This is a genomic window from Spirillospora sp. NPDC000708, from assembly GCF_040299565.1.
GTDB lineage: Bacteria > Actinomycetota > Actinomycetes > Streptosporangiales > Streptosporangiaceae > Spirillospora.
In genome coordinates this window covers 1-26,355 of sequence record NZ_JBEPCJ010000097.1, presented here as the reverse complement: position 1 = coordinate 26,355, position 26,355 = coordinate 1, and the positions used below count along the sequence as shown (strand labels likewise).

Below are 26,355 nucleotides of genomic sequence, written 5' to 3'. Positions count from 1 at the left end.
GAGGAGGCCGCGCCATGACGTCCCAGTCCCAGCCCTCCCCGCTCGTCCGCGCGGCGGGCGGCGCCGACGCCGCCGCGATCGCCGCGGTGCTCGGGCGCGCGTTCGACGACGACCCGGTCTGGCGCTGGATCCTGCCCGACGAGGCGTCCCGCGTCCGCCGGCTGACCGGTGTGTTCGGCATCCTGCTGCGGCACGTGCACCTGCGGCACGAGGGCACCGAGGCGGCGGGCCGCGGACCGGACGTGGAGGCCGCCGCGCTGTGGGACCCGCCAGGGCTCTGGCGCGTCCCCGCGCGCGCCCAGGCGGCGCAGGCCGGGCCGCTGCTGCGCGCGCTCGGCCGCCGGGTGCCGGCGGCGCTGCGCGCCCTCGGCGAGATCGAGAAGCACCATCCGCCGGAGCCGCACTGGTACCTGGCGGTGCTCGGCACCGATCCGCCCGCGCAGGGCAACGGGCTCGGCGGGGCGCTGCTGCGCTCCCGGCTGGACCGCTGCGACGCCGAGGGCGTCCCGGCCTACCTGGAGAGCTCGAAGGAGCGGAACGTAATTCTCGTCTGTACAGGATAATGACGTAGGGCCCGTTCCCTGCGTCTGGTGCAGACGAAGGGAACCCGACCCGATGCGTATCCGCTCCTCCCGCGCCTGCGTGGCAGCGGTATGAGCCGCTCCCAGCTCCTCCTGGACAGCGAGCCCGCAACCCCTCAGCAGCTGGTCGGCGCCACCGCCGACCTCACCACCCGCCAAGGCGCCCAGTACACCGCCGAGCTGATCCGCGGCTACCACGCCGGCCGGCTGGTGCTGCGGCCCGCCGGCGTCTGGGTCCAGCTCGACGCCGCCGACGTCATCTCGGGCGTCACCCACGATGCCACGCCGCACGCCGACACGCGCACCGTACAGCTCCCCGACCGTGGCACCTCCCGGTCCTACGAGGGCATCACCATCCGCACGGTCACGCTGGTGTGGACCTGCCCCGCTTGCGACCGCCCGCGCGGCGAACCCCGCATCAGCCGCCTCCCCGAAGACGGCGAGCACTACTACGTGCATACCTGGCGCAACGCGTGCGGCCACAACGACCTGTACACGTGCTGCCTGGTCGAGGCCGGTTGCCACCCCGCCCGGCCGGTGGACGCGTGACCACCACCGGGAAGCCGGCCGGACGGATCGAGGAGATGACCGTTCGAGTGCCCGACTACGGGCCGGGACTGCGCGCCCGGCCCGTGAAGGTCACCACGGTGACGATCAGGACTCGATGCCCCCGCTGCGGAGGTCCGCGAGGCAAGCCCGCCCCGACGCTGCGCGGCATGCGTGGCCAGACCCACGAAGTCGACATCTGGACCAACCCGTGCGGACACGTCGACCTGAACACCGACGTGCTGATCGAGGCGGGCGTCTACCCGCCCTACGAGGACCGGACATGATCATCGATCGCACCGCCGACGCTCTCGCCGTGCCTGGCGCACAGGTGGGAGAACGCGTCGTTCTCACCGCCGCCACCGGATCTGCCCGACACGCCGGTGTGCTGCTCCCGCCCCTCAAGGACGGCGAGCCGCACCGAGTCCACACCGACAAGGGCAGGGTGCTGCGGCTGGACGGAACTCTCCTGGTGGCCCCCGAACGGTCCGCCTCTGACCGGCGTCGCGACCGGCGCCGCCAGTACTGCGACGACGGACGGCCGATCTACCGTTACGGCGACCTGCCGTCGCGACAGCTGGCGACCCGAACGATGCTGCGACAGCAGTTCCGGCGCCGCCCCGCCGACGAGCAGGAACCGATTGCGTCGTACATGGCCTACAAGGGGTATGCGCCCTTGTACGCGGTCGCCGACGCTGAAAAGCTCCCTGCGCTGCCACCTGCTCGCAAGGCCGCTTGGGACCAGGCCCGGACCTGCGCCCGTTGCAACGCCGTTCAGGCGACCCCGTATGCCAAGGGCGTCGACGACCGCCGTTACTGCAGCAGTTGCCTCGAACCGGCGGCCGCCGCCTGGTGGTACGGAGAGCGTGTCGCCGGTCGCGTGGCGGCCGGCGCCTGGGCGGCTGATCTGCTCGCTGACGTGCGCCGTGCCCCGGAGAAGGTGGCGTTGGTGTACCTGGAATACCCGACGTCGGTGATGTCGCAGGACATCCTGGCCGAGACGTGGGACGGGGAGGTGCTCCTATCCGCGAGGGTGTGCGAAAGCGACACCTTCTTCCGCAAGGGCAAGGACTCCCGTCCGGCCGACCTCGCCGCCGCGTTCCGGAATTTGAGCGGGCGTCGGCTGATCAGCTGGCGCGGTGACGAGTACTGGCTGTCCCTTCTGCAGGAGACGATGCGTGAGCACTCCGGCGGCCTTGGCCTGACGTTCGCCGGCGGGCACGTCGGACCGCACTGGGACGAATGGCGCGCCGAACGCAACCCGCACCTCGTCGAGCCCTGCCCGTTCCGGACCGAGCGTCTGCTGCACCGACAGGAACCGCCGTCCTGGCGCCCACCGGAGCTGCTCGCCTACATACGGCACGCGGTGACCGAGATGGCCACCCGCGCCAGCTACTGGTGGCGAGCGACCTGCCTGGACACCGAATGTGGACTGTCGCTGCCGTTCGGCAGCAGCACCTCCAGCGACCGATGGGCCGAACGGCACCACCGCAAGACCGGCCACATCGTCGGCCACACCACCGAACCGGGCACGACCCTTCCCGACCTCGTCCACCCTGAAGGACGGGCATCGTGACCAACGCTCCCTACCTGGTGACGATCACTGACAAGCTCGACCGGGTCCTGGTACGTCTGCGCTGGCAGTCCCCGAACCGGTACGAGGTGCTGTCGCCCCGCCACGACGTGCTCGGCGTCCTGTCCCACGACGACGAATGGTCGGTGTTCGGCGACACGGCCACCGAAGTCCCGGTGGTGTCCGGCCCGGACGTGTTCGCTTTGGCGGTCGGCTGGGCCGCCGAGCATGCCCGGCTCCTCGCTGCGCTCCCCGAGGGCGCACCCGCCCGCGTGGGGCGCGTCTGGACGTGCACCGCGGGGCAAGGCACCTATCCCGAATGGTGCAGCCGCCACATCACGCACTTCTGGTGCCGCGTCTGCGATGGCTGGTACGGATCACCGCACAGCGACATGTCCGGCCTCGGCCTCCACAGTGCGGGTTCTGCGCACGGCCGAGACAGGGCAGTCGCGGAGGAGTGCGCGTGCCGGCCCTGTGAGCGGTTGCTGGCGTCCGGGCCGCGCTCTGTGATCACCCAGGGCGCGCTGGATGCCGCCGTCGCTGCCGTCCAGGCGCACCCGTCCACCAGCTTCCTGGCTCCCTGCGAGGACCTGGCGCGCACGGCGCTGGCGGCCGCCGTGCCGCACCTTGACAGCGGCTTCGCCGAGCGCGTTCACGGTCTCGCCGACCAGGTACAGGCCCTGATCAAAGACCTGCGCAGGGAGGCGGATCTGGCGTCGCTGCGGGACGTGTCGGATCCAACCGGTATCGAGCTGAGGCGCCGGTTCTGCGGTCGGCTAGAGGCGATCTTGACCTCGCCAGCCGCGGCGAACGGCGATTCCTGATCGGTTCGTGGTGAGGAGGACGCCGTGGCGACGCTGATCGCGGTCTATCTCGGGCGGACGACCGTTAATCGGTGCGACCTCAAGTGCTTTGGAGCACGCACCGAGGTCGCCGAGTGTGAGTGCATCTGCGGCGGCATGAACCACGGCGTCGGGCTGGCCCGTGCGGAAGCGAACACGCGGGCCAGCTCGCAGGACTGGATTGCGGCGTCGCGCGCGAGCGGGCTCGAGTTCGACGGGGTGGAGGTGTGCGTGGGGGCGCAGGCAGAGCCGCTGTTCTGAGCAGTTGCGCGTGCCGGCCAACCTCCATGAAAGCCAATCAATTTTTCATCCAAGTTCTACTTGACATGATTATTGGGTTGGCTATGGTGGGTTGCAGTTGATCACCCCGGAGCACACAGGAGCCCCCATGCCAACCTGTTTGGTCATCAGGCCGGACGGCACCACCCAGTGGGAGAACCTCCCGACGGACACCCACGAGCGGCTTGCGGCCATGTACCAGGCCATCGGCGGCGGCTGCCGGACGGTGGAGCCGATCCAGCTGGCCGGCGAGTTCGACATGTGGTTCGACGAGGACGGCCTTTACACCCAGGTGGCCAACCCGCTCGCGACCGCCATCGCCAGCGCCTTCGGCTTCATCTGGCAGCCGTTCCACGGCGCCGCGCTCGTCACGGCCCCCGACTGCGGCGACGGCCCTCCTGACCTCACCCACCAGCAGCGGGCCGTGCTCATGACCATGGTCGCCTGCGCGGGCTGACCTCCACTGCTCCCGTGCCTGTGTGCCTGCCGACGACAGGCACACAGGCACGGGTCCCAGAGAAGAGGCTTCATGCTTACTTCCAAGAATCACGCCCGCATCAACGAGCTGCTCGACCAGCTCGCGGGCGTCTTCGATGTCGAGAGCCGGGACAGCCTCCTTCGGGGGTTCCGGAGGCTGCAGAACAGCGTGGGAACCGGCATGGACTGCACGGAGGATGCCCGGTCTCTAGCCGGGAGCCTTCGGAGCACCGCCGCCCTGGTCGATGCGCTACGACAGGTCACCTGTCCTGCAACCTCCGCGTGCGGCTGCGCGGAGTCGGCGAGGATCGTTGTCAGCGGCGTGACTGTGGCTGGGCACCATGTCGCCTGCCAGCACAGCGAGCCGCGCATCTACCACTGGCGTGCCGGCGAACACCTGACCCTCGGGACCCTGGCCGACTACGCGCGAGCGTGGGAGGTCTCGGCCTACGACGACTCACGCGCCGAACTGGGCACTGAGCTTCGCACCGCCCACGAGGCTTACATGCTCAGCATCGAGAGCCGCGGCGCCGACGACCAGGACTACATGCACTACCGGCTGGCCGTCGGCAACGAATCGGTTGAGGTCCGTATCGACGGCCGCGCCTGACCTCTCCCCGTGGGCCTGGACACCTCACCCGCCGGTGTCCAGGCCCAGCCCATTCTTGAAGGAGCGCTCATGGTCCACCGTGACCATCGGGGCCGGGTCATAGCTCGGCCTCGGCCTACTGGAGACGCCCTGTTCGCGGTGCCTCCGAAGACCCCGGAGTATCCGGACCTGAACCTGGCCAGCTACCGGAAGGTGCTGGTGAACATGTCCGGAGGCAAGGACAGCGCGGCAGCGCTCATCGCCACGGTCCGCGCGGTGCGCGAGGCCGGCTTGCCCCTGGACCTCATTGAGACGGTCTTCGCCGACCTCGGCAAGGACGATGAGTGGCCCGGCGCCAGAGAGATGGTTGCCACCCAGGCAGCGCACTACGGTCTCCGCCACCACGTGGCCTTCCGGCAGATCGACGACGGCGAAGGCGGCAAGCGGCAGCAGGGCCTACTCGAATTCATCGGCGGACGTTGGCAGCAGATGTGGCCACTTCCGCAGCAGCCCTACTGCCGCAGCGAGATGAAACGGTCCCCCATCAGCACGGTCAAGACCCGGATCGTCCGCGACATCCGCGAGGCCGAGAACACGGTCGAGCCCGTGCGGATTCTGGAGGTCATGGGTATCCGGGCCCAGGAGTCCGCGCCGCGAAGGAAGCAGCGTGCGTTCTACCACCGCCGCGCCGACTCCAACGGCCGACGTCATGTGGACGTGTGGCTCCCCGTGCACCACCTCACCGAGGAGCAGGTGTGGGCCACAGTCGACGAGGCCGGCATGCCCTGGCACTGGGTGTACTACTACATGGCCCGGCTGTCGTGCCGGATGTGCATCGTGGCGCCGCCCGAGCAGCTCATCATGTCCGCGCGCCTGGACCCGGCCGGAGCGCGGGCTCGCGCCGAACTCAGCGACCGCATGGACCACAGTTTCCAGCTCGGGCTGAACCTGTGGGACATCATCGCCGAGGCCGAAGCCCGCGGGCCGGTCTCGACCGACATGCTCACCGCCGCGCAACTCGCCGAACTGGAGTCGATGCGGACGGTGGCATGAGCACGCTGCTTGAGATCCCCGGCCTGGTCATCCCTTCCACGGAGCCGCGTGCAGCACAGGACGTTGGATGGTGGGTGATCTCCTGGGGTCTCGGAGTCGACAGCACAGCGATCTTGCTTAGGCTCTGCGAACTCTTGGACGAGATCGCGGCCGGCACTAGGCAGAGCCTCGATGAAGCTGGCAGCGGCGCCGAGGTGCAGCCGGCGTTCTCCGCGGACTTCGACCTAGATCGGCTGGTGGTCGTGACGGCGATGACCGGCTCGGTTCTCTCTCTGGTCTGCCTGTGTTGTAACCGACAGCGTCTTTGATCAATTCTCTGCGCCAAGGCGCCGCGCCCTCTAGATCTAAAACTGCCGGGCCCTCCTCTTGGGCGTATCCGCCGAGTCTCCGCGTCGACCGGGCAGGGACTCAGTCGGTGCCGGTAACTCAGGTCATGCTCGGGAAAACGAGCGTCGGTATGGGACCGTGCGGGGGGGTGACAGGGCCTCGGTGGCCGGTTGTTTGCTCGGTTCCGGGCGAAAGTCTTGTCAGGAGTTGAGGGTGACGAACCATCGGTCGGCCTCCTCCCACAGTTCGCCGACGTCGGCCGCGCATTCGGCGGCCAGCGCGGCGGCACCGTCGGCGGACACGTGCGCCCAGGGGAACCATTCGCCGACCGCACCGCCTGAGCGCAGCCGCAGCGGCTCGGTCAGCGACACCGCGCCGGGCGGGTCGACCTCCATCAGCACTTGCCCGCCGGGTCCCAGCAGCGCCAGGACGCGGCGCAGCAGCCGGGCGGGGTCGCCGCCGATGCCGATGTTGCCGTCGGCCAGCAGCACCGTGCGCCACCGCCCGGTACCTGGCACCCGCCCGAATACGTCGCGGCACAGCGCCGGGCCGCCCGCGGCGATGGTCAGCGCGACCGCGCGGGGCGCCACGTCGATGCCCAGCACCGGGATCCCGCGCCGCGCGAGCGCGACCGTGAGCCGTCCGGGCCCGGATCCGACGTCAAGGGTGGCGCCCTGGCAGCGGTCCAGCAGGGCGGTGTCGCCGCCACGCAGCGCCAGCCAGTCTCGCAGCGGCAGCGGGCGGCGGCGGCCGTCGGCGTGCTCGATCTCTACCGCCGCGCGGCCGCGCAGCGCCTCCTCGTACAGTTCGCCGATCATGCCGGGACGCCCCTGGCCCTCAAGGCCCGCATGACCTCGCCGGACCGGCCGCCAGGCGCTGCCGCCGCGACCGCCTCGGCGTCGGGCGGGGTGTCTGCGTCGGTCAGCTCCGGCATCCGCGCCACCCGCAGCCCGGCGGCGTGCAGCCGGGCGAGCTGGAGCGTTCCGGTGTCGGGCCGCGACATCGGGACGCCCAGCAAAAGCCGCTCGTCGGGGCGGCGCAGCCCCGGCAACCAGAAGCCGCCGTCGCGCGGCGCGCCGAGCGGGGATGAGTTCATTGGAGCCGCTCTAGACCGAGCCGTTGAGGCTGCGCAGGGCCAGTCCGAGGCCGACCACGATGACCAGGGCGGCGGTGGCCAGAGGGGTGAACCGGCTGAGGTGGATCGCGCGCCCGGTGAGGGGGATCTTCGCCAGAACGCTCTCCATCCGCACCAGCGCGAGGCCCGCGAGCGTGAGCGTGGCGGCCATGCCCAGGCCGTAAGCCAACACCAGCCCGGCACCGAACATCGTCCGGCCGAGCGCGATCGCCCCCAGGAGCACTACGAGCGCGGAAGGGCTGGGAACCAGCCCTCCTGAAAACCCGAGCCCGATCAGCCCCGCCCTTCCCAAACGAGCCCCTCTGGCTCCATGCGCATGCCCATGCGCATGCCCATGCCCATGCGCATGCCCATGCGCATGCCCATGCGCATGCCCATGCGCATGCCCATGCCCGTGCCCATGCCCGTGCCCATGCCCATGCCCGTGGCCGTGTTCGGGGCCGTGTTCGGGGCCGTGTTCGGGGCTGGGGGTGGTGCTGTCGCGGTGTGAGCGCCAGGCTGAGCGGAGCAGGCCGGTGCCGATGGCTGCGACCGTCAGGCCGCTGAAGACCCCGAGGTAGGCCAGCAGCGATTCACCTGCCAGGGTCGCCGAGGCCGACAGCACCAGTCCCAGGATCAGGACGCCCGCGGTGTGGGTGAGGGTGACGGTGGCGCCGACGATGAAGGCGTCGCGGGGGCGGCCTCGTTGCCCGGCGATGTAGGCGGCCATGACCGTCTTGCCGTGGCCGGGCAGCGCGGCGTGTCCCGCGCCCAGGACGACCGCGAGCAGCACGGCCAGCAGCCCGACGCCGAAGGTGAGCCGCTCAGCGCCTACCAGGGAGTTGAAGTAGCCGGTGAGGTGGCCGAGGGCCTTGGTGAAGATTCCGGCCGAGGGCAGGCCGGGCAGCCGGGTGGTCGTCGACCCGATGCCGGGGCGGACATGCAGTGTCGCGGTGCGGATGTCCAGGGGTGAGGTGAGCAGGTCGCCGGGGTAGTGGCGCAGTTGGTCGCTGACGCTGCGCGTGGGGACGGACGAGCGGTCGATGCGCACGCCGTCGCCGGTGGCGGTGATCTCGTGCCAGCCGATGCGGTCGTCGCGGAAGTGGTCGGCGAAGCGCAGTTCGGTGGCCCTCTTCAACGCAGCCGGCCCTGCCAGCCGGCAGGTCAGGCGGCTGGTGGACAGACCCGCCGACCCGGTGGCCAGCGTGTAGGAGGAGCCGGCCGGCCGCAAAGTGACCGGGCTGCCGCTGGCGGTGAGTGGGACCGCCGCGGCGAGTGCCGAGCACTGCCGCGCGGCGTACCGGGCCGCCTCGGCGGCGCTGATCGCCGCGTTGTGGTCGGTGTCGACGGTGCCGCGCTCTTGGAGGGTGGGGATCTCGGCGGAGTCGACGATCGCGGTGTCCTCGATGTGGTCGGGGAAGAGCCGGAGCCCGTGGTAGTGGTTGACGGTGAAGTTCCCCAGCGGATGAACGGGTCCGGCCGCGCCAGCCTGCCCAGCGCCGGCGCCGACGGTCGCCTGAACAGCGGCGGCGTGGGCGGGGAGGGCCGGTCCCCAGTAGATCGCGATGATGAGCCCGGCGAGCAGTGCCAGCACGGCCGACACCAAGCCACCTGCCCGCCCTTCGGCGATCCGCCCGGGAGCACCCCAGCGTCGGGTGTGCCAGCGTGGCCGGGACGGTCGCAGGCGCAGGGCATCGGGTTCGGTCCGGGTCACGATGCTCGGCCGATGGCGGGGAACCTGGGGTCCAGGTGCGGGTTGATGCGGTGCGCCCTGGCGCGGTCGCGGTGGGCTGCGCCGTGGTCGCCGAGCGCGGCGTGGATGTCGGCGCGGTGCTGGTAGAACAGGGCGTTGCGCCAGCCGAGCCGGGTCGCCTGCCGCGCGTACCGCAGGGCCTGGCGGTCGTGGCCGTTGCGGTGCAGGGCCCAGGCGAGGGCGTCGGCGACGATGACGCTGTGGCGGCGCGACCATTCGGCGCGGGCGTGCCGCAACGCGCCGGCCGCGTCCCCGGTGTCGGCGGCGTATTCGGAGGCGCTCAGGTCGTCGACGACGCCGTTGTCGGCCATCAGCTTCTGCTCCGAGCGCAGCAGGTCCTGCTGGCGGGCGGCCTCGCCGGCGCGGCCGGCGGCCCGCAGCAGCTCGATGTACTCGGCCACGTACTGCGGCTGCGGGACGCGGCCCACCACATCGCGGTAGCCGTTGATCGCCGAGGTGAGGTCGCCGCGCAGCGCCCGGGTCTTGGCGATGCCCTGCAGTGCGGGGAGGTAGGTGGGGTCGGCGGTGCTGGCCGCCTGGTACTGGCGGGCCGCCTCACCGAGGTCCCCGGAGTGCAGGGCCAATTCACCCAGGTAGTAGCGGCAGTACGCGACGTCGGAGGGGGCGTAGGCGCTCTGGAGCGCCTGCCGCAGCACCCTGCGGGCCGCCGCGGCGTGGCCGTGCATCTCCAGCTCGTAGGACGCGCGCGTGAACGCCGCGACTCCAGGGCCTAGGTCGTTCAGGCGGGCGACCGCCGCGGTCGCGGCCCGGTAGTCGCCGAGCTGGGTGTAGGCGTCATTGAGCGTCCCGTACAGATCTGGGCTGGACGGGGCGATCCGCCGGGCCCGCTTTCCCCAGCCGACGGCGGCGGCGAACTCGTGGCGCGCGTTGGCCAGCGCAGCCATTCCGATCATCGCCTGATAGTTGTCGGTGGTGTTCAACGTCAAAGAACGACGCAGGGCGCCCTCGGCCTTGGGATAGAAGTCCGGGTTCACGGTGATCCTGGCCTGCTGGACATATGCCGCACCCAACGCAGCCCATGTCGAGTAGTCCCCCGGTGCGCGCCGCAAGGTCTGCTGGTACCGGGCGATGACGCCCTCAGGCGCGGCCCCTGCCGGGCTGCCTGGCCCTGCCCCGGACGACGAAGTGGACGGCGAGTCGGGCCCGCGGAACATCCCGACGACCACAACGGCGGTGGCGGCCAGCACACCCGTCACCAGCAGCAGGAGCGCGTTGCGCCTAGTCAGCACGGGTCTCCGTCTCCGCCTGGGGATGGGAAGGGCCGTCTCCCCTGGCCATCGTTGCCCGGTCGCCCTGGACGGCCGGTATGCGCCAACACCACGGGGCCGTTCCGGTGCTGATCCATCACGCCCTGCGGCCCCGCGACTCTTGGCCGGTCTGCTCCCCTCCCGCCGCCGTGTTCGTCGACGATGAGTTCAGACCGAACCCAGCCCATTATCGGGAGACACCAGGTCACGTAACCGGAATGAGATTCACAGGAATGATCTCGACTACGGCAAACAAATGACCGCCTCAGAACCGGCCCGATTGGAGCGACACGGGCCGGACACGACGACAAAACAGGGCATTTCCGCGCATTCAAGGAGGTATAGCCATGACTGGGAGGGCGAGCCCTTCACGCACTCCGATGTCCGGGGTGCTGAAGGCGACACGCAGCCGGGGCATGGTCAACGGTCTGCTACTGGTGCTTCTGGGCTGTGGGGCGGGCTCATCCCGTTCGTCGGCCCCTACTTCAGCTTCGGGTTCGGGTCGACCGCCACCTGGGACTACACCTCCGACCGGCTGGTGCTGTCCATCCTGCCGGCGATCGCCGTCGCGCTCGGCGGGCTGATCCTGATGATCAGCGCCGTCCGTCCCGTCGCCATGGTCGGCTCGTGGCTGGCCATCGCGGGAGGGCCGTGGTTCGTCGTCGGCACCACGATCGCCCCGCTGTGGGGCGGCGGCCCAGGTAGAGCGCTGGGCGGCCAGACACGGCAGATCGCCGAGCACCTGTCGTTCCTCTAGGGGCTCGGCGCGATCACCATCGCGCTGGCGGCGACCGCGCTCGGACGCTTCCTGGTAGTCGGCGTGCGCGAGGCGCGGCGCGCCGAAGCCGAACGCGCCGCCGCCACCGCTGGGGCGGCAGGAGCCGCCAGGGCTACGGGGCATCCCGACGGAGGAACCGCTCTTCCCGACGCGGACCGCTCCAGCCGGGGATCCACCGCTGCCCCGCAGTGGGACCGGCAGGCGCCTCTGCGGCAAGCAGGCAGCAAGCCGACCGGGGCCGGCGGGCAGCGCCGGCACCTGAGAGTCTGCACCGACACCGATGAACCGGACGGGCGCACACATGCGGGGGCCTCGGCGGCGGGGCAGGCGCAGTCGTCCAGCGCGGCCGGGCTACTGCGCAGCTACAGCACCTTGACGTTGGGTGCGTCCTCACTAGGACAGTCGGCCGCAGCCGACTGTCCGTGCACACGTCGCTGGCCGCCGGGGGGCGCCGTCCCGGCCCGGTGCGCTCCGGTCGGCCAGCAACACCGGCCCGGCGGTCCGGCCATTGAGCGGGCGCGCGCCCCAGCACCATCTCCAGGTACTCGCACGCAGCCTCACCCATTTTCGAGACCGCCGGACCCGGTGGACGCTTCGAGCATCTAGAACTTTCGTTCCCCGAGATGCGGTCGCTACCTGGGCCGACATGCGGGCCATGACCTTCAGTGTTGAATCGATCACGCAAGGTGGTAGAGAATCTCAAACGGAGAATCTCAACGGTTCGACGCTCCCGCCCGAAGGATTCGCACCATGGCAGCCGCACCCGACGACCATGCCACCTTCGCTCTCAGTTGGCGGGAGGGGTGGGTTGTTCTCACCGTCGCGGGAGAGATCGACTTCGTCAGCGCCCCAAGCCTCACTCGCTATCTCAACGCGGCGATCAACTTGCACAGCCCGCCTCTGATCGCAGTCGACCTCAGCCAACTCGCGTTCTGTGACTCCTCCGCGCTCCGTGAGTTCGTCATCGCATGGAAGAGGATCGGGCTCGCCCACGGCCGCATGGTCATGCTCAATCCCACCTGCGGAGTGGCCGGACTCCTGCACATCACCGGCCTCGATCGGGCGCTGGATATCCACACTGCCCTTCCCGATCATCCAGCTTGGCCTTCCTGATCGCCCCGGCGCAGGACCAGGCAGCGATCCTGACCTGCGGGGCCGCAGCAGGCTCCGGCCGGCGGCCCGCTACGGGTTCTCGCCGAGCTCTTGATCATGGGGCTGTGCCTGTGTTCGAAGTGGCCGTGACGGGAATCTGGAAGTTTCGCCGGGCTTCGCCCCTCGGCGTGGTTCGCTGCCTTCGGTTGCGGACTGCCCCAGGGGTGTTTTGATCCGTTCACGTGAGTCCCCCGAGGTGAGGGCGGTGCCTTCGGGGGACTCTGCCTTTCCGGCCGGACATGGGATCCGCGGTTGAATGCTTGATCAGGGTTGTTCGTGCCTAGGCTGGAGGCTATGGATGCCTGGAAGCCCAGTGGAGGGTGCGGGGGATGACGGCGACGCCGGGTCGGTCGTCGCTGGTGTCGAGGTTGAGCGCGCGGATCGGGCCGGCCGGGCGGTGGGTGGTGGTCGAGTTGAGCGGCGAGTTCGATGTGGCCACCGCTCCGGTCTTGATCGGTCGGACGGCCGCGCTGGTGGCGTTGCCCAGGCCGCCGCGGATCGCGTTGGAGGTGTCGCAGGTGACCTTCTGCGATTCGTCGGGGATCAACGCGCTGGTGCGGTTGTGGAAGCAGGTCGGTGCCCTCGGCGGTGAGTTGGTGGTGGTGCGTCCGGGCCCGCGGTTGGCTGAGTTGCTGGCCAGGACCGGGGTGGATGGGCCGGTGCGCGTCGTGGACGCTTTCGGTGATGTGCCCGGGGCTGGGCCGGCTCCGTCGTCGCCTGCCTGGTGAGCCCTGCTCTGGAGTTCGCTAGGGCAGGTCGCTCCCGCGTCGCGGGGGGCCGGTGAGCAGGTCCAGCAGCGCGCTGATGGGGCCGGGGAGGTCGTCGTCGAGCGGCTGGTCGGGGTGGAGGGTGTAGTGGGTGCGGCGGCCGGTGCGGGTGCGGGTGAGGTAGCCGCCGGCTTCCAGGTCGGTCGCGATGCGCTGCACGGCGCGTTCGGTGATGCCGATGTGGTCGGCGATGTCGCGGACACGGCTGTGCGGGTCGCGGGCGACGATGGCCAGGACGCGGGCGTGGTTGGTCAGGAACGTCCAGGGTTTGGCGCCGGACGGCTGCATGGGCGGCCCCGCAAGTCGATGGTCACCAGATTCACGGCTTGTGATTACCGAATCATAGTTCCTGTGATGCCTTCGGTGGTCATCGGATCGGCCGGGTAAGGGAACCGCATCATCTTCGCTGGAGTGCTGCTGGGCACTGAGCGTGGACTCCTCACCGGGTCGCTTCTCCTTGGAGGGGGCCCGTCACTGTGGTTCTGCGAGGGAGACTTCGACGGTCTGGCGGGTTCCCCAGCGGCCGACGTGGCGGCAGGTGCACATCGCGTACAGGTAGAGGGGCCGCAGGACCAGCAGCCGCCACAGGGCGATGAGCGGTGTGCAGGCGAACAGCGCCGCGCGCGCCCATGCGGGCTCGTCGCTGCGTCGGACGGTGAAGATGCGCAGGGCCGTCAGGTAGTTCATGACGATCGCGACCTGTACTCCCGCGGCCGCGATCGAGTCCAGGTGCGTCCGGTAGTAGGGGTCGAGCAGCAGCACGGCCGGGAGCAGTACCGCCAGGACCAGGTGCAGGTATTCGGTGATCGTCATCCAGAACACGGCGCCGGTGACGGGCATGTACCGCAGCCACCACAGGTGCCGGACGGTGGTGCCGCGCATCCAGCGCAGTTGCTGGTTGATGTAGTGGCCGAGGTGCTCGGGGACGAGGGTGAAGGCGATGGAGCTGGGCTGGTGGACGGTGTCGCCGGCCAGCAGCGCGTAGAAGGTGAGCATCGAGTCGTCGTTCATCTGCATCGGCCGGCCGGCGAACCGCTCGTGCTCGTACACGCCCGCGGCGCGGCGCACCACATCGGCCCGGTAGAAGGCGAGCGTTCCGGAGTTGATGGTGACTCGTTTCAGCACCGATTGGGCGCTGCGGACGCCGCGGGTGAACGGCAGGTACAGCACGCACGTCATGCGGGTCAGCAGGCTCGCGGTCCGGTTGAGGACGAGGACGTGCCCGCCGACCGACTGCACGCGCGGGTTCGCGAAGGGCTGCAGGCCCTCGCGGACGGCGTGGCGGTCCAGGACGGAGTCGCTGTCGAGGGTGATGAAGACGTCGGCGTCGTCGCCGGCCAGGGCGTGCATCTGCGCGAACCGCTTGCCGCGGTTGGGGGTGCGCTGCCAGGTGGTGTCGATGCCGAGCGCGGCCGCGGCGTCCTGGAAGTCGCGGCGCACGTCGTCGTAGGCGACGGGCTCGCCTGCGGCGTCGGTGGATCCGTCGTCGACGATGTGGACGCGGTCCACGCGCCGGCTCTGCTCCAGCACCGAGCGCAGGCAGGCGCGCAGTGCGGCCGGGTCCTCGTTGTAGACCGGCACCTGGACGGTCACCGTCAGGCCGTCGAGGGCCTTCTGCTGCTCTTCGGACGCCTGGAACGGCCGCTCCAGCCACGACACCGGGACCCACCACAGCGCCAGGAACGACACGCCCCAGGCCACGCACGTCGCTCCGAACGGGGTGCGGAAGGTGGTGACGACGGCGACCAGGTGGGTCAGGGTCCAGGCGGCGAACCCGGCCAGCGGCAGCGCCGCCAGCATGATGCGGGTCCGCGGCGGCGCGTACCGCGCGGCCGGCGCCCGGAACCCGGCGCTGGGCCGGGCCTTCGGGGTCGACTGGGCTTCAGTGCTCAAGCGGTCCTCGTCCACGCCGGAACCCGATCCTGACCAGGAGCGCGCCGAGCAGCACCAGGCCGAGGCCGGTCGCGGCGAGCCAGATGTGGCCCATCGCCAAGCCGGTGTAGGCGAGCGTCCCGCCGGTGGCGGCCGATCCGTAAGGCATGCAGAGACCTCCAGGACATGTTGATGACCACTGATATCCCCGCGCGTACCCGCACCCGCGCAGATGATCATCCGTGGTCTGCAAAAGGTTTCCCAGTGGTCGGTGGCGCGGCGCGGCAGCTCGACTCTCGCCTCTGGGGTTCCGCAGCGGCCCTGGAGAGCGATCCGGGCGGATCGGGCCTCGGCAAACCCTTTTTTACGTGCGTGTACCGCGATTGGCCGAAATGCGGGGGGAGAACGGTGCGTGGATGCCCAGAGCGGACCGGCGACGGTCGGCTCGCTTCACTCAGCCCCGGGCCGCACCGGGCGCCGGGGGTTCTGGAAGGAGGGCACGCGAGATGGGCCTGTTCCATCACCACCACCACAACGCCGAAGGCGGTACCGGGGGGAACTGCATGGGGTACGTCACCACGCGCGACGGCGAGGAGATCTTCTACAAGGACTGGGGGCAGGGCCGGCCGGTGGTCTTCATCCACGGGTGGCCGCTGAACGCCGACGCCTGGGAAGACCAGATGAAGTTCGTCGCCGAGAACGGCTACCGGGCGATCGCGCACGACCGCCGCGGCCACGGCCGCTCCAGCCAGCCGTTCAACGGCTACAACTTCGACACCTTCGCCGACGACCTCAACGACCTCATCAACCATCTCGACCTGCGCGACGTCACGCTGGTGGCGCACTCGATGGGCGGCGGGGAACTGGCCCGCTACATCGGCCGGCACGGCACCGGCCGGATCGCCCAGGCAGTGCTGCTGTCGGCGATCCCGCCGCTGATGCTCCAGGGCCCCGACAACCCCGAGGGTGTCCCCGAGCAAGTGTTCGAGGACATCAAGGCCGGCATCCTGCGCGAGCGGTCGCAGTACTGGAAGGACGCCTCCGAGGGGTTCTTCTCGGCCAACCGGCCCGGCAACAAGGTCACCCAAGGCAACAGGGACGCGTTCTGGTTCATGGCCATGCAGGAGAACATCCAGGCCGGGGTCAAGTGCGTTGACGCGTTCGCGCGCACCGACTTCCACGAGGACCTGCGCAAGTTCGACATCCCGACGCTGATCGTGCACGGCGACGACGACCAGATCGTCCCGATCGACGCCACCGGCCGCAAGTCCGCCGAGATCATCCCCAACGCCACCCTCAAGGTCTACGAGGGCGGCTCGCACGGGATCGCGCTGGTGCCGGGCGACAAGGAGAAGTTCAACAACGACCTACTGGACTTCCTCAAGCTCTGAGGACCGCGATCCCAGCACGTCGCCGATGACGGCCAGAGCCTCCCGGCCAATGGGCTCCGGCCGTCATCGGCGGCCGGCTGCTGCGATTGAGGCCGGGCTGAGGGCTTCCGGTACACCACTGGGCTAGGAGAGAACGAGGAGCGTATGGACGAGCAGGGCAACGGGCGGGCGGCGCCGTCGCGGGGCCTGACGACGACGGGCGCGGGCGCCGAGCTCGGCAGCGACGAGAACTCACTGAGCGTGGGGCGGGACGGGCCGCTGCTGCTGCACGACATCTATCTCGTGGAGAAGATGGCGCAGTTCAACCGCGAGCGGGTGCCCGAGCGGGTGGTGCACGCCAAGGGCGGCGGCGCCTACGGAGTGTTCGAGGTGACCGCCGACGTCAGCGAGTTCACCTGCGCGGACGTCTTCCAGCCGGGGCGCCGCACGCCGATGCTCGCCCGGTTCTCCAGCGTGGCGGGCGGCGGCCAGGGGCGGAAGCCCTTTTGCTAAGAGCGTGAACTAGTAGCAGCGGCTCGCCAGTTCCACCAGCTCCCGCGCGTTGGCCACCAGCTCCAGATAGCGGCCCTCGGTCCCCCGCCATGCCCGCGCCCGGAATCGTGCCCATGCCCCTGGCCCTCGCGGCCCGCCGGTCCTCCCCGGTGCCAGTACCGAGCGGCGGCACGTCAGCTACTGTTGGTAGTCGCTTGCTCTCCCATATCTAGGTACGGTGTCTTCACCGGAAGATCATTGCAGGTCGTCGGCCTGGTTGATCGACACACGTGCGTGTCACCCACGCGTCCCTGTGGCTGACGCACACGCCGACTCGTTTCCCGGAGGTGGGCGAGTCCGGCTGGTCCCGGGTAGGGAGTCCCAGGGGCCGAGCCAGGCTCTGACCGCGGTGATCTTCCGGCTTGTCCTGCGGCTGCTCACGTCCCCCGAGTGCACAGGTCCTGAGCCTCAGAGTGCCTGTCGGAGAACGCCTGCTCTTGTTGGCGGACGCGCTCAGCGGCGTTCCGCGCGAAATCTTTGATGCGCCCCGTGTTCGGTGGGGTCGGCTTACTGGAATCCTCAAGTCTTTGGTCATGAGGAGAGAGCGCTCGCACCGACCCGCCATCGCGCTCGGTGCACGTTCGGCGGATCGCCGACACCGTCGGTGTGGCGCGCGCGACTATATTCCGGTACCTGGATTCCGGCGGCCCGGCCCCGCCCGACCCCCCAAGAGAGGACCCGTATGACTGACGATCTGCCGATGGTGTTAGCGGGTCAGTGCGGTGGCGAGCCCGGTCCCGGCCATGTCCTGGACGCCGAGGCGGGGTTCGAGGAGGCTAACGCTGTGGTCGGCGGGCATGGGCGCGAGATCGCGGACGTTGGGCAGCTCGCCGACCTGGCAGCCGCGTTGCCCCGCGACATGAGCGTCACTTTGGACGAGGTAGTCCGCGGTGTCGGCCCCGGCCCCTACGGCGTGACGACGCTGGTCGCGAGGGTAACCGCGATGCCCGAGCGCCATTTTGGACCGTAAGGAGAGTGCTCCGGCGGCCGGACGGGCCGGGTCCCGGGCCTGGAACTACAGGTGGTGCTCGCCCCGGCCGGGCATCCCGAAGGCCAGGTCGCCCCGCGCGAGCAGTTGCGGCCGGTCGAGATCGGTGACCGCGCCGACGACGCACTGGAGGATGGCCAGACCGCCGAATGGCTGACGCTGATCGCCGCACAGCTGACGACGATCGCCCGGCAACTGACCCAGGACACTGCCCCGCCCCGCCCGATGGGAGAGGACCTGGCGCTGGAAGCCGCCCGGCTGGGCCGCAAGCCGCCCGGCTGACCGCGCTGGCCCGCCGCGTCACCGCCGCACAACAAACCGCAGAACCGCACACCCCCTACGGGACCGACGGGATCGACCTATGAATCCCGGGTCGACCCCGAGCAGGCAGGCCCAGCCTCTTGGCGGGAAGAGCCCGGGTCTTCGCATGGGCGTCCGAGCCTCAGGCGCCGACCGAGGCGGGTAGTCGTGCGGTGCGGGCGAAGAAGTCGTTGATGCTGTTGATGACGGCAGCGAATTCGTCGAAGTCGGTCGGTTTGGTGATGTAGGCGTTGGCGTGCAGTTCGTAGGTGCCGCGGATGTCGTCGGGCGCGGTTGAGGTGGAGAAGATCACCACGGGGATCGCCGTCAGCGCCGGGGTGCTGCGGATGTCGGCCAGGACGGCTCGGCCGTCGTATTTGGGCAGGTTGAGGTCCAGCACGATGATGTCGGGCGGGGCGGCGTCGGTGTAGGGTGCGCGGCGGTGCACGAAGTTCAGTGCCTCCTCGCCGTCGTCGACCATGGTGAGGCGGTGGTGGGGGGCGTGCTGGGCGAAGGACTCCTGGATCAGCATCTGATCCCCGGGGTCATCCTCGACCGCCAGTACCCGCAGCGACCGCTGCGGCTCATCGGCAGGCACCTTGCCGGTGATCACGACATCGTCCATGGCGGTCCTCAAATCTGGGGCCGGTCTTGCCTGCCGACATACGCGGCGATGGGCTGCGGCAACCAACGCCGAAGCTACCCTGCCGCAGGCCACAGACCCGCACAACCCCCGCACGGCGCAGCCCGCACTCCTGCGGTGGGACAGTACTTCCCCGGCGACCGCGGCAGTTCGTCGCCCCGCTCGTGAGTGAGCCGGTGAGGCTGGCGATGTCCATGGCGCGGAGACGGCGCTGAACTCGCGGCGACGAACCACCGCGAACCAGTAAGACCGGACGCGCCCACACGGGGAGATTCCGGGTTTCGGCGCTGGTCTGGGCAGGCTCACCGCGCGGGGTTATCGCCTGGGCGTGGGCGAAACGATCAACCCGGCCGACGGTGAGGTCGCAGCGGTGGAGATCGCCGCGCAGATCGTGGAGAACCTGCGCGCCGGCGGCCACTACCAGCTGCGCTACGACGACGACCAGCAGCGGCGGGTGCTGCGGCACGCCGGCGCGGATCCAGTCGCGTGCCGGACCACATCGGGCACCGGCATACCGTCACGACGACCTTTGCAGTCGTGCCCCGAGCGCCCGCTGGCGATATTCACCCTTCGTAGAACTCGGAGACGCCCTGGATGACACCGTCGCGGGTAAGGACCTCGATGTCACCGGACCGGCTCGCTCCGGCCCGAAAGATGCATATCGCGTCGAAGACGTGCCCCTGATTGCCGGCGGCGTACAGCCTCACCCAGTCGTGCATTGACAATCGGCGGTCGTCGCTGGGGTCGGCCATCCCGGTCGAAGCGAGGGTGACCGGGACGGCGATGTTCTCGATGAACCCTGGCTTGCCGTATGCGCCGACGAACTCCGGACCACCGATCACCCCGTCGCCGTCGGAATCGGCGTGCTCGATCAGCCAGGCCCACACCATTCGGGCGAGGCGCTCCAGCCGGTCCCGCTCCGGCGATCGGTCCCCAATTCCGAAACGGGCGCACCACAACCCGACGGTGTCGTGGAGGAGGGACGCCTCGGTGATCTGAATGTGCGGCGCCGCAGTCCGAACGTACAGCCTGCTCAGCTTCTGCCGCTGCCCTTCGGCGGTCATCACCTGCCCCCGGTCGAAGTGAGTGTCACTGCGAGCCTCAGCGCCTACCGGCATCTTCTACATCCAGCATCTTCTCACATTTAGCGACCATATTGACACTCAGAGTGATGGTCGTTTTCCTGGCCGTTAAGTGAGCTCTTCCTGGCCGGCGGCGGCCCAGTCCTGTCGGTCTCGGCGGGGTATCGGCTCCAGGCCCGCGCTGTCCATGCACGCACGAACCCGCGGCCCACCACAGGGACCGGGGAGGTCTGGTGGATCCACGGTGTCCGCCGACCGCAGAAACATGGCCGCCGAGGCGCACGCCCTGATCGCGGTGCGCAGCGTTTTGACCAGCACCCGGGTCTGGCGGGACAGCTCGCCGACCGTCATCGGCCGCGTCCGGCTCGTACTCATGATCGGGTTCCTTCCCGGTGGCTTCAGCTGGCGCAGTAGGACAGCTTGGTGACGTCGCGGGTGTAGGCCTGGGCCGCGAGCCTTAGGCCCTCGGCCATGGTCAGGTAAGGGCACCATAGGCTGGCCATCTGCTGCACCGTCATCTCGTTGGCGAGCGCGTACACGGCGGTGGCGATGACGTCACCGGCGCCGTCGGCCAGGACGTGCGCCCCAAGGAGGCGGCCGGTGGAGGTGTCGGCGACGAGTTTGATCAGGCCGCGGGTGTCGCGGTTGACCAGCGCACGGGGCACGTATTCCAGCGGCAGGACCCGGCAGTCGCAGGTGTAGCCCTGGGCGGCGGCTTGGGCGTCGGTCATGCCGGCGGAGGCGATGGCCGGGTTGGTGAAGGTGACCCTGGGCAGGTGGTGGTAGTCCACCGTGCGCCCGGCTCGGCCGGTGATGCCTTCGAAGGCGTTGTCGGCGATCAGCGCGCCGTGAGTGGAGGCTACGTAGACGAACTGGGGGTGCCCGGTACGTCCCCGGCCGCCCAGATCCGCGGGTTCGCCGTACGCAGTTGCTCGTCGACCACGACTTCGCCCCGCTCGCCCGTGGTGACCCCGACCGCGCCAAGGTCCAGGCCGTCGGTGACCGGACGGCGGCCGGCGGCCACCAGCAGATGCGCGGCGCGCAGCTCCAGCACTTGACCGTCTCCGGTGCGGGCGGTGGCCACGATCTCGCCGGAGTCCCGGCGCACGGCGGTCAGACGGGTGTGAGTGTGGACGGTGATGCCCTCGCCGGCGAACACGCCCTGAAGGGCGGCGGAGATCTCGGGTTCCTCACCGGAGGCCAGGCGGCTGCGCGCGATCACGGTGACCTTGGCGCCCAGACGGGCGAACAGCTGGGCCTGCTCTAGCCCGACATACCCGCCGCCCAGTACCAGCAGGCTCGCCAGCAGGACGTCCAGGTCCATCGCAGTGGTGGAGGTGAGGTAGCCAGCCTCGGCAAGCCCGTCGACGGGCGGCGCCCACGGCACCGAGCCGGTCGCGATTAGATAGTGCGCGGCCTCGATCCGGCGGCTGCCGCCGCCGTCGGCCGGCGCGACCTCCAGGGCGGGGTCGTCCGGGCTGCCGGTGAAGCGGGCGGTGCCCCCAAGGATGTCCCAGCCGTACTCGGCGGCCAGTTCGGTGTACTTCTCAGCCCGCATCTGCTGAACCAGCCTGTCCTTGCCCGCGATCAGCGCGTCGAAGTCCACCGGACCGGCCTCCGTGCGGATGCCGGGGAAACGCCGTCCCTCCAGTGCGCTGCGGCGGGCCTCGGCGGCGGCCAGCAGCGCCTTGGACGGCACGCAGCCGGTGTTCACGCACGTCCCCCCGGTGGTGGCGCGTTCGATCATCACCACCGAGCGGTCCTCGCGTCGTGCGGCGATCGCCGCGGCGAACGCCCCGCCGCCCGAGCCGATGACCGCCAGGTCGTATCCGCTGCCCGCTGCGTTCACCGCAGCACCTCCTCGCATCAGGAACCGCACCCTCCCGCGATCTATGCGCTTAACCGAATAGCTCACTGCTCCCAGCATTATGCGCATAGGCGAATAGTTCTCGTCGTGGAGGCCGCATGCCCGACCACCCCCCTGCCCCCGCATCGCCCGCCCGTGATGCGACCGAGGTGCCGTGCGCCCACCTGGACACGGTGGCGAGGTTCTTTCGCGCCTTGGCCGACCCCACCCGGCTGAAGCTGCTGGAGTACATCCTCGGCGGCGAGCGCACCTCCGCCGACTGCGTCGCGCACGCCGGCATCTCGCAGCCGCGGGTGTCGGTACACCTGTCCTGCCTGGTCGACTGCGGCTACGTCACCGCCCGCCGCGACGGCAGGAGAGCGCGCTACTCCGTCGGCGATCCGCGCGCGGCCGACCTGATCGCTCTGGCCCGCTCCCTGGCCGCCGACAACGCCTCCCCTCTGGCCTGCTGCACCCACATCCCCCACAGCCAGGACTGAACCACGGCGAACCAGCTCGACAACCCAGCGTTGTCGATTTGATATCGACAATCTAAGGTTGTCGCGTGGGCGAGATGAACCTCCCGAATCTTGTGGCGGCCGCGCAGCAGCGGGCCGACGGCGATGACCCGCTGGAGTTGCTGGCGGCCGCCGTCGCCGTCGCCGCCGAGGCCGGCACCGCGGCCGACGCGCTGATCGAGCACTACGTGGGGGCGGCCCGGGCGGCGGGCGTGTCCTGGACGCTGATCGGGGAACGGCTCGGCGTCTCCAAGCAGGCCGCACGGCAGAAGTTCGCCAACCGGCTCCAGGTCGACGACCAGATCGCCGACGCCGCCGAGAACCTGGCCATTGTCCCGAGGCTGCAGGCCTGCCTCCAGGTCGCCCACACCGCAGCGGACGCCGATGACAGCGCGGCCGGCACCCACCACCTGCTGCTCGGCCTACTACACGGCGGGGTGTCGGCCGGCGTCCTGGACCGGCTCGGCGTCACCCGCGGCACGGTCCGCGAGGCGGCCGCCCGCCTGCTCGAACCCGCGATGATCACCACAGGAGACGGGACCGAACGCCGGGTCGTCGGCGACGGCGAAGCCGAACAGGCCATCGCCGCAGCACGCCGATTGGCCGCCCGCCGCGGCCACACCCAGCTCCGCTGCGAGCACCTGCTGTTCAGCCTGGCCACCGACCCCGGATCGGCCGCCCGCCGCGTCCTAGACGACCTCGGCACCGACATTTCCCAGCTCACGAGAGACCTCCAGGAATGGGTGGCGCCCGTCCAGCGCCGACACCGCCGCATCGGCAAGAGCAAGAGCACGGGCCGGGCCTGCTCCTTCTGCGGCTGCACCGACCTCGGCCCCCTGGTCGCGGGACCCGGCGTATGGATCTGCGGCAACTGCGCCCAGACCGCCATCGACATCCTGCGCGCCGAACTCCGCGGAGCACGCACCGGCTGACCGGAGGCACCCGCGCGCCCCGGTGCTCGCGAAGCCACGCTGCGGGAGTGACGGGCCTGCGGTCGGGCTGGACGTCGACCCGACAGCGGGTCTCGGCATCGATCAGTACAGGTGGGTACCCGGTTTGCTCCCCTCGTCCGCCATCGTCGATAACCAGGCCGGACAGGTCCGAGAACACCACACCGATAAGACCGCCGCCCTTGATCACCCCCTAGCGTGACAGGATGACACCCTCCGTTACCGCCGAAAGAGCGAGAGAGCCACTGACTAACTGGACGCTCCCGGCGACCGGATGTGCTGGGGGGCGTTGGTGAGGGTGGCGAAGACGACGGTGTTGTCGGTGTAGTGGCGAGTGCGGGTGTCAAAGTCGCCGCCGCAGGTGATCAGCCGCAGCGACGGGGTGTCGGTGTCGCTGTAGACGGTGCTGGTGGGGAAGGCGGTCTTGCTGTAGCGCTTGACGGTGTCAACCCGGTAGATCGCGGTTCGGTGGTCGGTGCGGGTGACGGCGACGGTGTCGCCAGGGCGCAGGGCGCCGAGGCGGTAGAACACAGAGGGGCCGTCGCGGGCCGAGTCGAGGTGGCCTTCGATGACGGCGGTTCCCGGCTGGCCGGGCGCGGCCGAGCCGCTGTACCAGGCGGCCTTGTCGTAGTCGGGGCCCGGCGAGGGCACCTGGAGTGTTCCGTCGTCGTTCAGCCCCAGGGAGATGAGCGGGGCCGCAACCTTGATGGCGGGGATGTCGATCCAGGTCGGCGTTGCGTAGGGCATCGGTTCCAGAGACGGGCCGGCGAGTCCGGCGTGGGCGGAGGGGGCTGTGTTCGACACGGTCGCTGCGGGGCGAGGTGGTTGAGGTGGGTGCTGCTGGTCAGCGAGAGCGACAGCGATCGCATACGCTCCCGCGGCTGCTAGCACCGCGGTGGCCGCCGGGACCACCCGGTCCCGGCGGCCACCGGCGGCCGGCACGGCGCACCGCCTCCGGAACCGTGCCGTGCGCAGTACCGACGACATTGCCGAATCCAGTGCCGGACTCAGTGCGGTGTGCAGCCGCGTGATGGTCCTACTCGGCCGCATTCTGCCTGGCGGGAAGGATGCGCCTGCGGTGGTGGAACATCAGCGCTCCGGCGGCGGCGGCCAGCAGGCCGGCACCCAGCCCCAGCAAGCCGGTGTGCTGCAGGCCGGCGGTGGCCCCTCCCCCGGTGGCGGCGCCGCCCGAGGGCGTGGCCTTGCCCGACCCGCTGTTGTGCGGCAGCGCGACGTAGGGGAAGGCTTGGCCGAAGGCGACGTCGTTGGTGTTGACGCGGTCGCCCTTGGCCAGCGCCGGAACGAGCTTGCCGGTCTGCGCGGCGCCCTCGAGGGCTTGGAGTTCGATGTCGACGACATCGTCGGTGAGGCGGCGTCCGTTGGGGAAGCCCTGCAGGTCGCCGGCGAGCACACCGAGCCGGTTCGGTCGGGCGGTGACCGGTACCCCCATGTTCAGCCGCAGCTCCTCGGCCGGGGTGAACTTGGCGGCGTTGGCGTCCTTGTTCAGCAGCTGGGAGTTCAGGTCGGCTTTGATCGGCCCGCCGGCCTTCTTGGCGATGCCGGTCAGGAAGATCTCCTGCAGGTCTTTTCGGGGCGTGGCCGGCGCCGGGATCTTGTAGATCTTCTGGATCAGCTGCGGCACCTCGGGGTTGAGGACCCGGTTCACCAGCGGGGCGACGGTGTGGTCCTGGGAGGGGTCCAGCCGGTTGAAGGCGTCCTTGAGGCCGGCCGGCGAGACCACCTCGTTGACCAGCGGGTTCCCCAGCCGCGACACCTGGTGGTACTGCCCGGCCGGGGCCTTGTCGAGCTCGGCGTCGGGTCCTTGCCGGTCGGTGGTGGACCAGACGCCGATGGCGGGATTGCGCCGGGGGTTGCCCTTGAACGCCAGTGCCGTTTTGGGGACCTGCAGGGCGATGGTGTTGACGTTGTAGCCCTTGAGGGTGTCGGTGCCGGTCTCGCTCAGGTTCCCGCCGTACAGCAGGTCGAAGACCCGCAGGTCCAGGAAGAAGGAGTCGTCGGCCTGCCCGACGTAGGTCTTGCCGCCGCCGGGCACGGTGTTGATGGCCTGCTGGCGCAGCGCGGCGTAGTTGGGCATCGACGCCTTGCCCACGAACGACGGCGCCGCGATCGCGTCCTTGATCAGGGTCCGGGTGCCGGCCTTGGTGACCTCCGTCAGCGAGTAGTGCTGGCGGAACAGCAGCGTCGCGTCCCGCAGCGAGGTGACGGGCCCGTTGTTGTACAGGAAGGTGTTGTTGCCGCGGCGGTCTTCGTTGCGGAACGTCCACCGGTAGGTGATGTCGGCGTACCCGTCGCCGTCGTTGTCGATTTTGATGTTGTAGTGCGCCTTGGTCGCGAAGGGGTAGAAGTTCGGGCCGCCGTTGGGCTCCTCGAACGGGATCCAGTTCGCGGTGAGCGTCACCGTGTCCGGGCGGTCGGGGCTGGTGAAGGCGTACACGTCGGTGTTGTCAGCCTGCGGGTCACCGGCGATCAGCGGCGCCTCCCGGTGACTGGAGGCCGTGCTGGTACCCGGCCCCAGCGTCGCCAGCATGCAGGCCGCACCGAGCGTTCCCGCCGCGGCGGCCGCGGCGAGCGGGCGCTTGGACCGCGCACGCTCCCGAATATGACGCATTGCACCCGTCCCTTTCGATCACAGATGGTGAGGACGGAGACAGACCCTCCGCCTCAATGTTGATCAAGCGGGGCGGTCGTACCCCCCGCCGATGCCGGCACGCGGTGGCGGCGAAAGCCTGACGCTCGTTGATCAATCTTTGACCGAGTCGGAGGGGCCATGTGTGTAATCCAGGGGTCTGCAGGCGCTTCCCACGCCCTGCCCCGCCTACCCGGGAAAGGGGGGCGTCTGCCCGCGCCAGAGGAATCGAAGATCAGGCCGCCCTTGCGGCCGACCAGTGAACACCCGATGAGGCCAGTTCTCGGCCCTGCCCACCCGAAAGAGCCGGCCGCGGGTGAGCCCGGTGAGCAGGGCGGCGAGAAGAAGGGCCTGTTCGGGCGGCTGAAGGACACCGTCGGCGGCGCCCTGAAGAAGGGCGGCGGCGGCAAGAAGGTGAAGGTCACCAACATCATCGAGCACACCGACATCGGTGCGCCGCGCCGCCTCGTCTACGACCAGTTCACGCA

General features: G+C 69.9%; 32 protein-coding genes and 2 pseudogenes. 21 read left to right on the top strand and 13 right to left on the bottom strand.

What is annotated here, in order from left to right:
- The first annotated feature begins 14 nt into the window (after window positions 1-14).
- The 10 genes from ABT299_RS43215 (at window position 15) to ABT299_RS43170 (ending at window position 6,248) form a co-directional block, all read left to right on the top strand.
- Window positions 15-563, top strand: a complete 549-nt coding sequence (locus ABT299_RS43215; protein ID WP_500254327.1) for a GNAT family N-acetyltransferase — start codon at window positions 15-17, stop codon at window positions 561-563.
- Window positions 564-653: 90 nt separating this feature from the next.
- Window positions 654-1,130 carry a hypothetical protein gene (locus ABT299_RS43210; RefSeq protein WP_500254326.1) on the top strand — a complete coding sequence of 159 codons (477 nt, stop codon included), beginning with the start codon at window positions 654-656 and terminating at the stop codon, window positions 1,128-1,130.
- Complete coding sequence (locus ABT299_RS43205) at window positions 1,127-1,414, top strand: hypothetical protein (RefSeq protein WP_500254325.1); 288 nt, start codon at window positions 1,127-1,129, stop codon at window positions 1,412-1,414. The genes ABT299_RS43210 and ABT299_RS43205 overlap by 4 nt, the downstream gene beginning before the upstream one ends.
- Window positions 1,411-2,703 carry a hypothetical protein gene (locus ABT299_RS43200; RefSeq protein ID WP_500254324.1) on the top strand — a complete coding sequence of 431 codons (1,293 nt, stop codon included), beginning with the start codon at window positions 1,411-1,413 and terminating at the stop codon, window positions 2,701-2,703. The genes ABT299_RS43205 and ABT299_RS43200 overlap by 4 nt, the downstream gene beginning before the upstream one ends.
- Entirely contained in the window at window positions 2,700-3,524 is an 825-nt protein-coding gene (locus ABT299_RS43195) for a hypothetical protein (RefSeq protein WP_500254323.1), read from the top strand. Before ABT299_RS43200 ends, ABT299_RS43195 begins: the two co-directional genes overlap by 4 nt.
- A 24-nt stretch (window positions 3,525-3,548) precedes the next feature.
- Window positions 3,549-3,803: a hypothetical protein gene (locus ABT299_RS43190; protein WP_500254322.1), complete on the top strand. Its 255-nt coding sequence runs from the start codon at window positions 3,549-3,551 to the stop codon at window positions 3,801-3,803.
- 127 nt (window positions 3,804-3,930) lie between these two features.
- Window positions 3,931-4,278 (top strand): DUF3846 domain-containing protein, encoded by a 348-nt coding sequence (locus tag ABT299_RS43185; protein ID WP_500254321.1) that lies wholly within the window; start codon window positions 3,931-3,933, stop codon window positions 4,276-4,278.
- A gap of 72 nt (window positions 4,279-4,350) precedes the next feature.
- A complete protein-coding gene (locus ABT299_RS43180; protein WP_500254320.1) occupies window positions 4,351-4,908 on the top strand; it encodes a hypothetical protein in 558 nt (185 codons plus the stop codon).
- Between the two features lie 138 nt (window positions 4,909-5,046).
- The gene (locus tag ABT299_RS43175) at window positions 5,047-5,940 is read left to right on the top strand and encodes a phosphoadenosine phosphosulfate reductase domain-containing protein (RefSeq protein WP_500254319.1); all 894 of its coding nucleotides are present in this window, start codon (window positions 5,047-5,049) and stop codon (window positions 5,938-5,940) included.
- Window positions 5,937-6,248: a hypothetical protein gene (locus tag ABT299_RS43170; protein ID WP_500254318.1), complete on the top strand. Its 312-nt coding sequence runs from the start codon at window positions 5,937-5,939 to the stop codon at window positions 6,246-6,248. Before ABT299_RS43175 ends, ABT299_RS43170 begins: the two co-directional genes overlap by 4 nt.
- 219 nt (window positions 6,249-6,467) lie before the next feature.
- Here the strand turns inward: ABT299_RS43170 and ABT299_RS43165 are convergent, their stop codons facing one another.
- The 4 genes from ABT299_RS43165 to ABT299_RS43150 form a co-directional block, all read right to left on the bottom strand.
- Window positions 6,468-7,085, bottom strand: a complete 618-nt coding sequence (locus tag ABT299_RS43165; RefSeq protein ID WP_500254317.1) for a class I SAM-dependent methyltransferase — start codon at window positions 7,083-7,085, stop codon at window positions 6,468-6,470.
- Window positions 7,082-7,363: a hypothetical protein gene (locus tag ABT299_RS43160; protein ID WP_500254316.1), complete on the bottom strand. Its 282-nt coding sequence runs from the start codon at window positions 7,361-7,363 to the stop codon at window positions 7,082-7,084. The genes ABT299_RS43165 and ABT299_RS43160 overlap by 4 nt, the downstream gene beginning before the upstream one ends.
- A gap of 10 nt (window positions 7,364-7,373) precedes the next feature.
- Complete coding sequence (locus ABT299_RS43155; protein WP_500254315.1) at window positions 7,374-8,984, bottom strand: HoxN/HupN/NixA family nickel/cobalt transporter; 1,611 nt, start codon at window positions 8,982-8,984, stop codon at window positions 7,374-7,376.
- A gap of 107 nt (window positions 8,985-9,091) precedes the next feature.
- A complete protein-coding gene (locus ABT299_RS43150; RefSeq protein WP_500254314.1) occupies window positions 9,092-10,384 on the bottom strand; it encodes a tetratricopeptide repeat protein in 1,293 nt (430 codons plus the stop codon).
- Window positions 10,385-10,658: 274 nt separating this feature from the next.
- Here ABT299_RS43150 and ABT299_RS43145 point away from each other — a divergent pair, with 274 nt between their 5' ends.
- The 3 genes from ABT299_RS43145 to ABT299_RS43135 all read left to right on the top strand — a co-directional run bounded on the left by ABT299_RS43145 (window position 10,659) and on the right by ABT299_RS43135 (window position 13,060).
- Window positions 10,659-11,159 (top strand): hypothetical protein, encoded by a 501-nt coding sequence (locus tag ABT299_RS43145; protein ID WP_500254313.1) that lies wholly within the window; start codon window positions 10,659-10,661, stop codon window positions 11,157-11,159.
- A gap of 771 nt (window positions 11,160-11,930) precedes the next feature.
- Window positions 11,931-12,293, top strand: a complete 363-nt coding sequence (locus ABT299_RS43140; protein WP_433145157.1) for an STAS domain-containing protein — start codon at window positions 11,931-11,933, stop codon at window positions 12,291-12,293.
- Between the two features lie 368 nt (window positions 12,294-12,661).
- Complete coding sequence (locus ABT299_RS43135; RefSeq protein WP_500254312.1) at window positions 12,662-13,060, top strand: STAS domain-containing protein; 399 nt, start codon at window positions 12,662-12,664, stop codon at window positions 13,058-13,060.
- Window positions 13,061-13,078: 18 nt separating this feature from the next.
- On the opposite strand, the gene ABT299_RS43130 is transcribed toward ABT299_RS43135, so the two are convergent.
- From ABT299_RS43130 to ABT299_RS43120, 3 genes are all read right to left on the bottom strand, one after another.
- Window positions 13,079-13,387, bottom strand: coding sequence for a MarR family transcriptional regulator (locus ABT299_RS43130; protein WP_500254311.1), 309 nt, complete (start codon window positions 13,385-13,387; stop codon window positions 13,079-13,081).
- A 183-nt stretch (window positions 13,388-13,570) separates the two neighbouring features.
- Window positions 13,571-14,992 carry a glycosyltransferase family 2 protein gene (locus ABT299_RS43125; protein WP_500254310.1) on the bottom strand — a complete coding sequence of 474 codons (1,422 nt, stop codon included), beginning with the start codon at window positions 14,990-14,992 and terminating at the stop codon, window positions 13,571-13,573.
- Complete coding sequence (locus tag ABT299_RS43120) at window positions 14,982-15,140, bottom strand: hypothetical protein (RefSeq protein ID WP_500254309.1); 159 nt, start codon at window positions 15,138-15,140, stop codon at window positions 14,982-14,984. Before ABT299_RS43120 ends, ABT299_RS43125 begins: the two co-directional genes overlap by 11 nt.
- A 337-nt stretch (window positions 15,141-15,477) precedes the next feature.
- Here ABT299_RS43120 and ABT299_RS43115 point away from each other — a divergent pair, with 337 nt between their 5' ends.
- The 4 genes and pseudogenes from ABT299_RS43115 (at window position 15,478) to ABT299_RS43100 (ending at window position 18,163) form a co-directional block, all read left to right on the top strand.
- On the top strand, window positions 15,478-16,362 hold the full coding sequence (locus tag ABT299_RS43115; protein ID WP_500254308.1) for an alpha/beta fold hydrolase: 885 nt from the start codon (window positions 15,478-15,480) through the stop codon (window positions 16,360-16,362).
- Window positions 16,363-16,506: 144 nt separating this feature from the next.
- Window positions 16,507-16,824, top strand: a pseudogene (locus tag ABT299_RS43110) (catalase); the annotation flags it as partial.
- Between the two features lie 751 nt (window positions 16,825-17,575).
- Window positions 17,576-17,863 (top strand): hypothetical protein, encoded by a 288-nt coding sequence (locus ABT299_RS43105; RefSeq protein WP_500254307.1) that lies wholly within the window; start codon window positions 17,576-17,578, stop codon window positions 17,861-17,863.
- A 51-nt stretch (window positions 17,864-17,914) separates the two neighbouring features.
- Entirely contained in the window at window positions 17,915-18,163 is a 249-nt protein-coding gene (locus ABT299_RS43100; RefSeq protein ID WP_500254306.1) for a hypothetical protein, read from the top strand.
- Window positions 18,164-18,323: 160 nt separating this feature from the next.
- Here ABT299_RS43100 and ABT299_RS43095 read toward each other — a convergent pair whose 3' ends face one another.
- Window positions 18,324-18,806 carry a response regulator gene (locus ABT299_RS43095; RefSeq protein WP_500254305.1) on the bottom strand — a complete coding sequence of 161 codons (483 nt, stop codon included), beginning with the start codon at window positions 18,804-18,806 and terminating at the stop codon, window positions 18,324-18,326.
- A 346-nt stretch (window positions 18,807-19,152) separates the two neighbouring features.
- Between ABT299_RS43095 and ABT299_RS43090 the strand changes: the two genes are divergently transcribed.
- Entirely contained in the window at window positions 19,153-19,422 is a 270-nt protein-coding gene (locus ABT299_RS43090; protein WP_500254304.1) for a hypothetical protein, read from the top strand.
- Here ABT299_RS43090 and ABT299_RS43085 read toward each other — a convergent pair.
- The 3 genes from ABT299_RS43085 to ABT299_RS43075 form a co-directional block, all read right to left on the bottom strand.
- Window positions 19,388-19,888, bottom strand: a complete 501-nt coding sequence (locus ABT299_RS43085; protein WP_500254303.1) for an EF-hand domain-containing protein — start codon at window positions 19,886-19,888, stop codon at window positions 19,388-19,390. The two genes, ABT299_RS43090 and ABT299_RS43085, sit on opposite strands and share 35 nt — an antisense overlap.
- Window positions 19,889-20,304: 416 nt before the next feature.
- Window positions 20,305-20,697, bottom strand: a complete 393-nt coding sequence (locus tag ABT299_RS43080) for an oxidoreductase dimerization domain-containing protein (RefSeq protein ID WP_500254302.1) — start codon at window positions 20,695-20,697, stop codon at window positions 20,305-20,307.
- Window positions 20,698-20,765: 68 nt separating this feature from the next.
- Window positions 20,766-21,755: an FAD-dependent oxidoreductase gene (locus ABT299_RS43075; RefSeq protein WP_500254301.1), complete on the bottom strand. Its 990-nt coding sequence runs from the start codon at window positions 21,753-21,755 to the stop codon at window positions 20,766-20,768.
- Between the two features lie 116 nt (window positions 21,756-21,871).
- On the opposite strand from ABT299_RS43075, the gene ABT299_RS43070 reads away from it, so the two are divergent.
- Together ABT299_RS43070 and ABT299_RS43065 are read left to right on the top strand one after the other, a co-directional pair.
- A complete protein-coding gene (locus tag ABT299_RS43070) occupies window positions 21,872-22,252 on the top strand; it encodes an ArsR/SmtB family transcription factor (RefSeq protein WP_500254300.1) in 381 nt (126 codons plus the stop codon).
- A gap of 74 nt (window positions 22,253-22,326) precedes the next feature.
- Window positions 22,327-23,202, top strand: a complete 876-nt coding sequence (locus ABT299_RS43065; protein WP_500254335.1) for a Clp protease N-terminal domain-containing protein — start codon at window positions 22,327-22,329, stop codon at window positions 23,200-23,202.
- A 267-nt stretch (window positions 23,203-23,469) separates the two neighbouring features.
- On the opposite strand, the gene ABT299_RS43060 is transcribed toward ABT299_RS43065, so the two are convergent.
- Both ABT299_RS43060 and ABT299_RS43055 read right to left on the bottom strand, forming a co-directional pair.
- Window positions 23,470-23,967, bottom strand: a complete 498-nt coding sequence (locus ABT299_RS43060; RefSeq protein WP_500254299.1) for a class F sortase — start codon at window positions 23,965-23,967, stop codon at window positions 23,470-23,472.
- Window positions 23,968-24,256: 289 nt separating this feature from the next.
- Complete coding sequence (locus tag ABT299_RS43055) at window positions 24,257-25,849, bottom strand: DUF4331 domain-containing protein (RefSeq protein WP_500254298.1); 1,593 nt, start codon at window positions 25,847-25,849, stop codon at window positions 24,257-24,259.
- 288 nt (window positions 25,850-26,137) lie between these two features.
- On the opposite strand from ABT299_RS43055, the pseudogene ABT299_RS43050 reads away from it, so the two are divergent.
- Window positions 26,138-26,355 (top strand): annotated as a pseudogene (locus tag ABT299_RS43050) (hypothetical protein); the annotation flags it as partial.

Coding starts and splice junctions, on each gene's coding strand:
- ABT299_RS43215 (WP_500254327.1), top strand. CDS start 15: ATGACGTCCCAGTCCCAGCCCTCCCCGCTCGTCCGCGCGGCGGGCGGC.
- ABT299_RS43210 (WP_500254326.1), top strand. CDS start 654: ATGAGCCGCTCCCAGCTCCTCCTGGACAGCGAGCCCGCAACCCCTCAG.
- ABT299_RS43200 (WP_500254324.1), top strand. CDS start 1,411: ATGATCATCGATCGCACCGCCGACGCTCTCGCCGTGCCTGGCGCACAG.
- ABT299_RS43185 (WP_500254321.1), top strand. CDS start 3,931: ATGCCAACCTGTTTGGTCATCAGGCCGGACGGCACCACCCAGTGGGAG.
- ABT299_RS43180 (WP_500254320.1), top strand. CDS start 4,351: ATGCTTACTTCCAAGAATCACGCCCGCATCAACGAGCTGCTCGACCAG.
- ABT299_RS43170 (WP_500254318.1), top strand. CDS start 5,937: ATGAGCACGCTGCTTGAGATCCCCGGCCTGGTCATCCCTTCCACGGAG.
- ABT299_RS43165 (WP_500254317.1), bottom strand. CDS start 7,085: ATGATCGGCGAACTGTACGAGGAGGCGCTGCGCGGCCGCGCGGCGGTA.
- ABT299_RS43160 (WP_500254316.1), bottom strand. CDS start 7,363: ATGAACTCATCCCCGCTCGGCGCGCCGCGCGACGGCGGCTTCTGGTTG.
- ABT299_RS43145 (WP_500254313.1), top strand. CDS start 10,659: ATGACCGCCTCAGAACCGGCCCGATTGGAGCGACACGGGCCGGACACG.
- ABT299_RS43140 (WP_433145157.1), top strand. CDS start 11,931: ATGGCAGCCGCACCCGACGACCATGCCACCTTCGCTCTCAGTTGGCGG.
- ABT299_RS43135 (WP_500254312.1), top strand. CDS start 12,662: ATGACGGCGACGCCGGGTCGGTCGTCGCTGGTGTCGAGGTTGAGCGCG.
- ABT299_RS43130 (WP_500254311.1), bottom strand. CDS start 13,387: ATGCAGCCGTCCGGCGCCAAACCCTGGACGTTCCTGACCAACCACGCC.
- ABT299_RS43120 (WP_500254309.1), bottom strand. CDS start 15,140: ATGCCTTACGGATCGGCCGCCACCGGCGGGACGCTCGCCTACACCGGC.
- ABT299_RS43115 (WP_500254308.1), top strand. CDS start 15,478: ATGGGCCTGTTCCATCACCACCACCACAACGCCGAAGGCGGTACCGGG.
- ABT299_RS43105 (WP_500254307.1), top strand. CDS start 17,576: ATGACTGACGATCTGCCGATGGTGTTAGCGGGTCAGTGCGGTGGCGAG.
- ABT299_RS43095 (WP_500254305.1), bottom strand. CDS start 18,806: ATGGACGATGTCGTGATCACCGGCAAGGTGCCTGCCGATGAGCCGCAG.
- ABT299_RS43085 (WP_500254303.1), bottom strand. CDS start 19,888: ATGACCGCCGAAGGGCAGCGGCAGAAGCTGAGCAGGCTGTACGTTCGG.
- ABT299_RS43070 (WP_500254300.1), top strand. CDS start 21,872: ATGCCCGACCACCCCCCTGCCCCCGCATCGCCCGCCCGTGATGCGACC.
- ABT299_RS43065 (WP_500254335.1), top strand. CDS start 22,327: ATGAACCTCCCGAATCTTGTGGCGGCCGCGCAGCAGCGGGCCGACGGC.
- ABT299_RS43060 (WP_500254299.1), bottom strand. CDS start 23,967: ATGCCCTACGCAACGCCGACCTGGATCGACATCCCCGCCATCAAGGTT.
- ABT299_RS43055 (WP_500254298.1), bottom strand. CDS start 25,849: ATGCGTCATATTCGGGAGCGTGCGCGGTCCAAGCGCCCGCTCGCCGCG.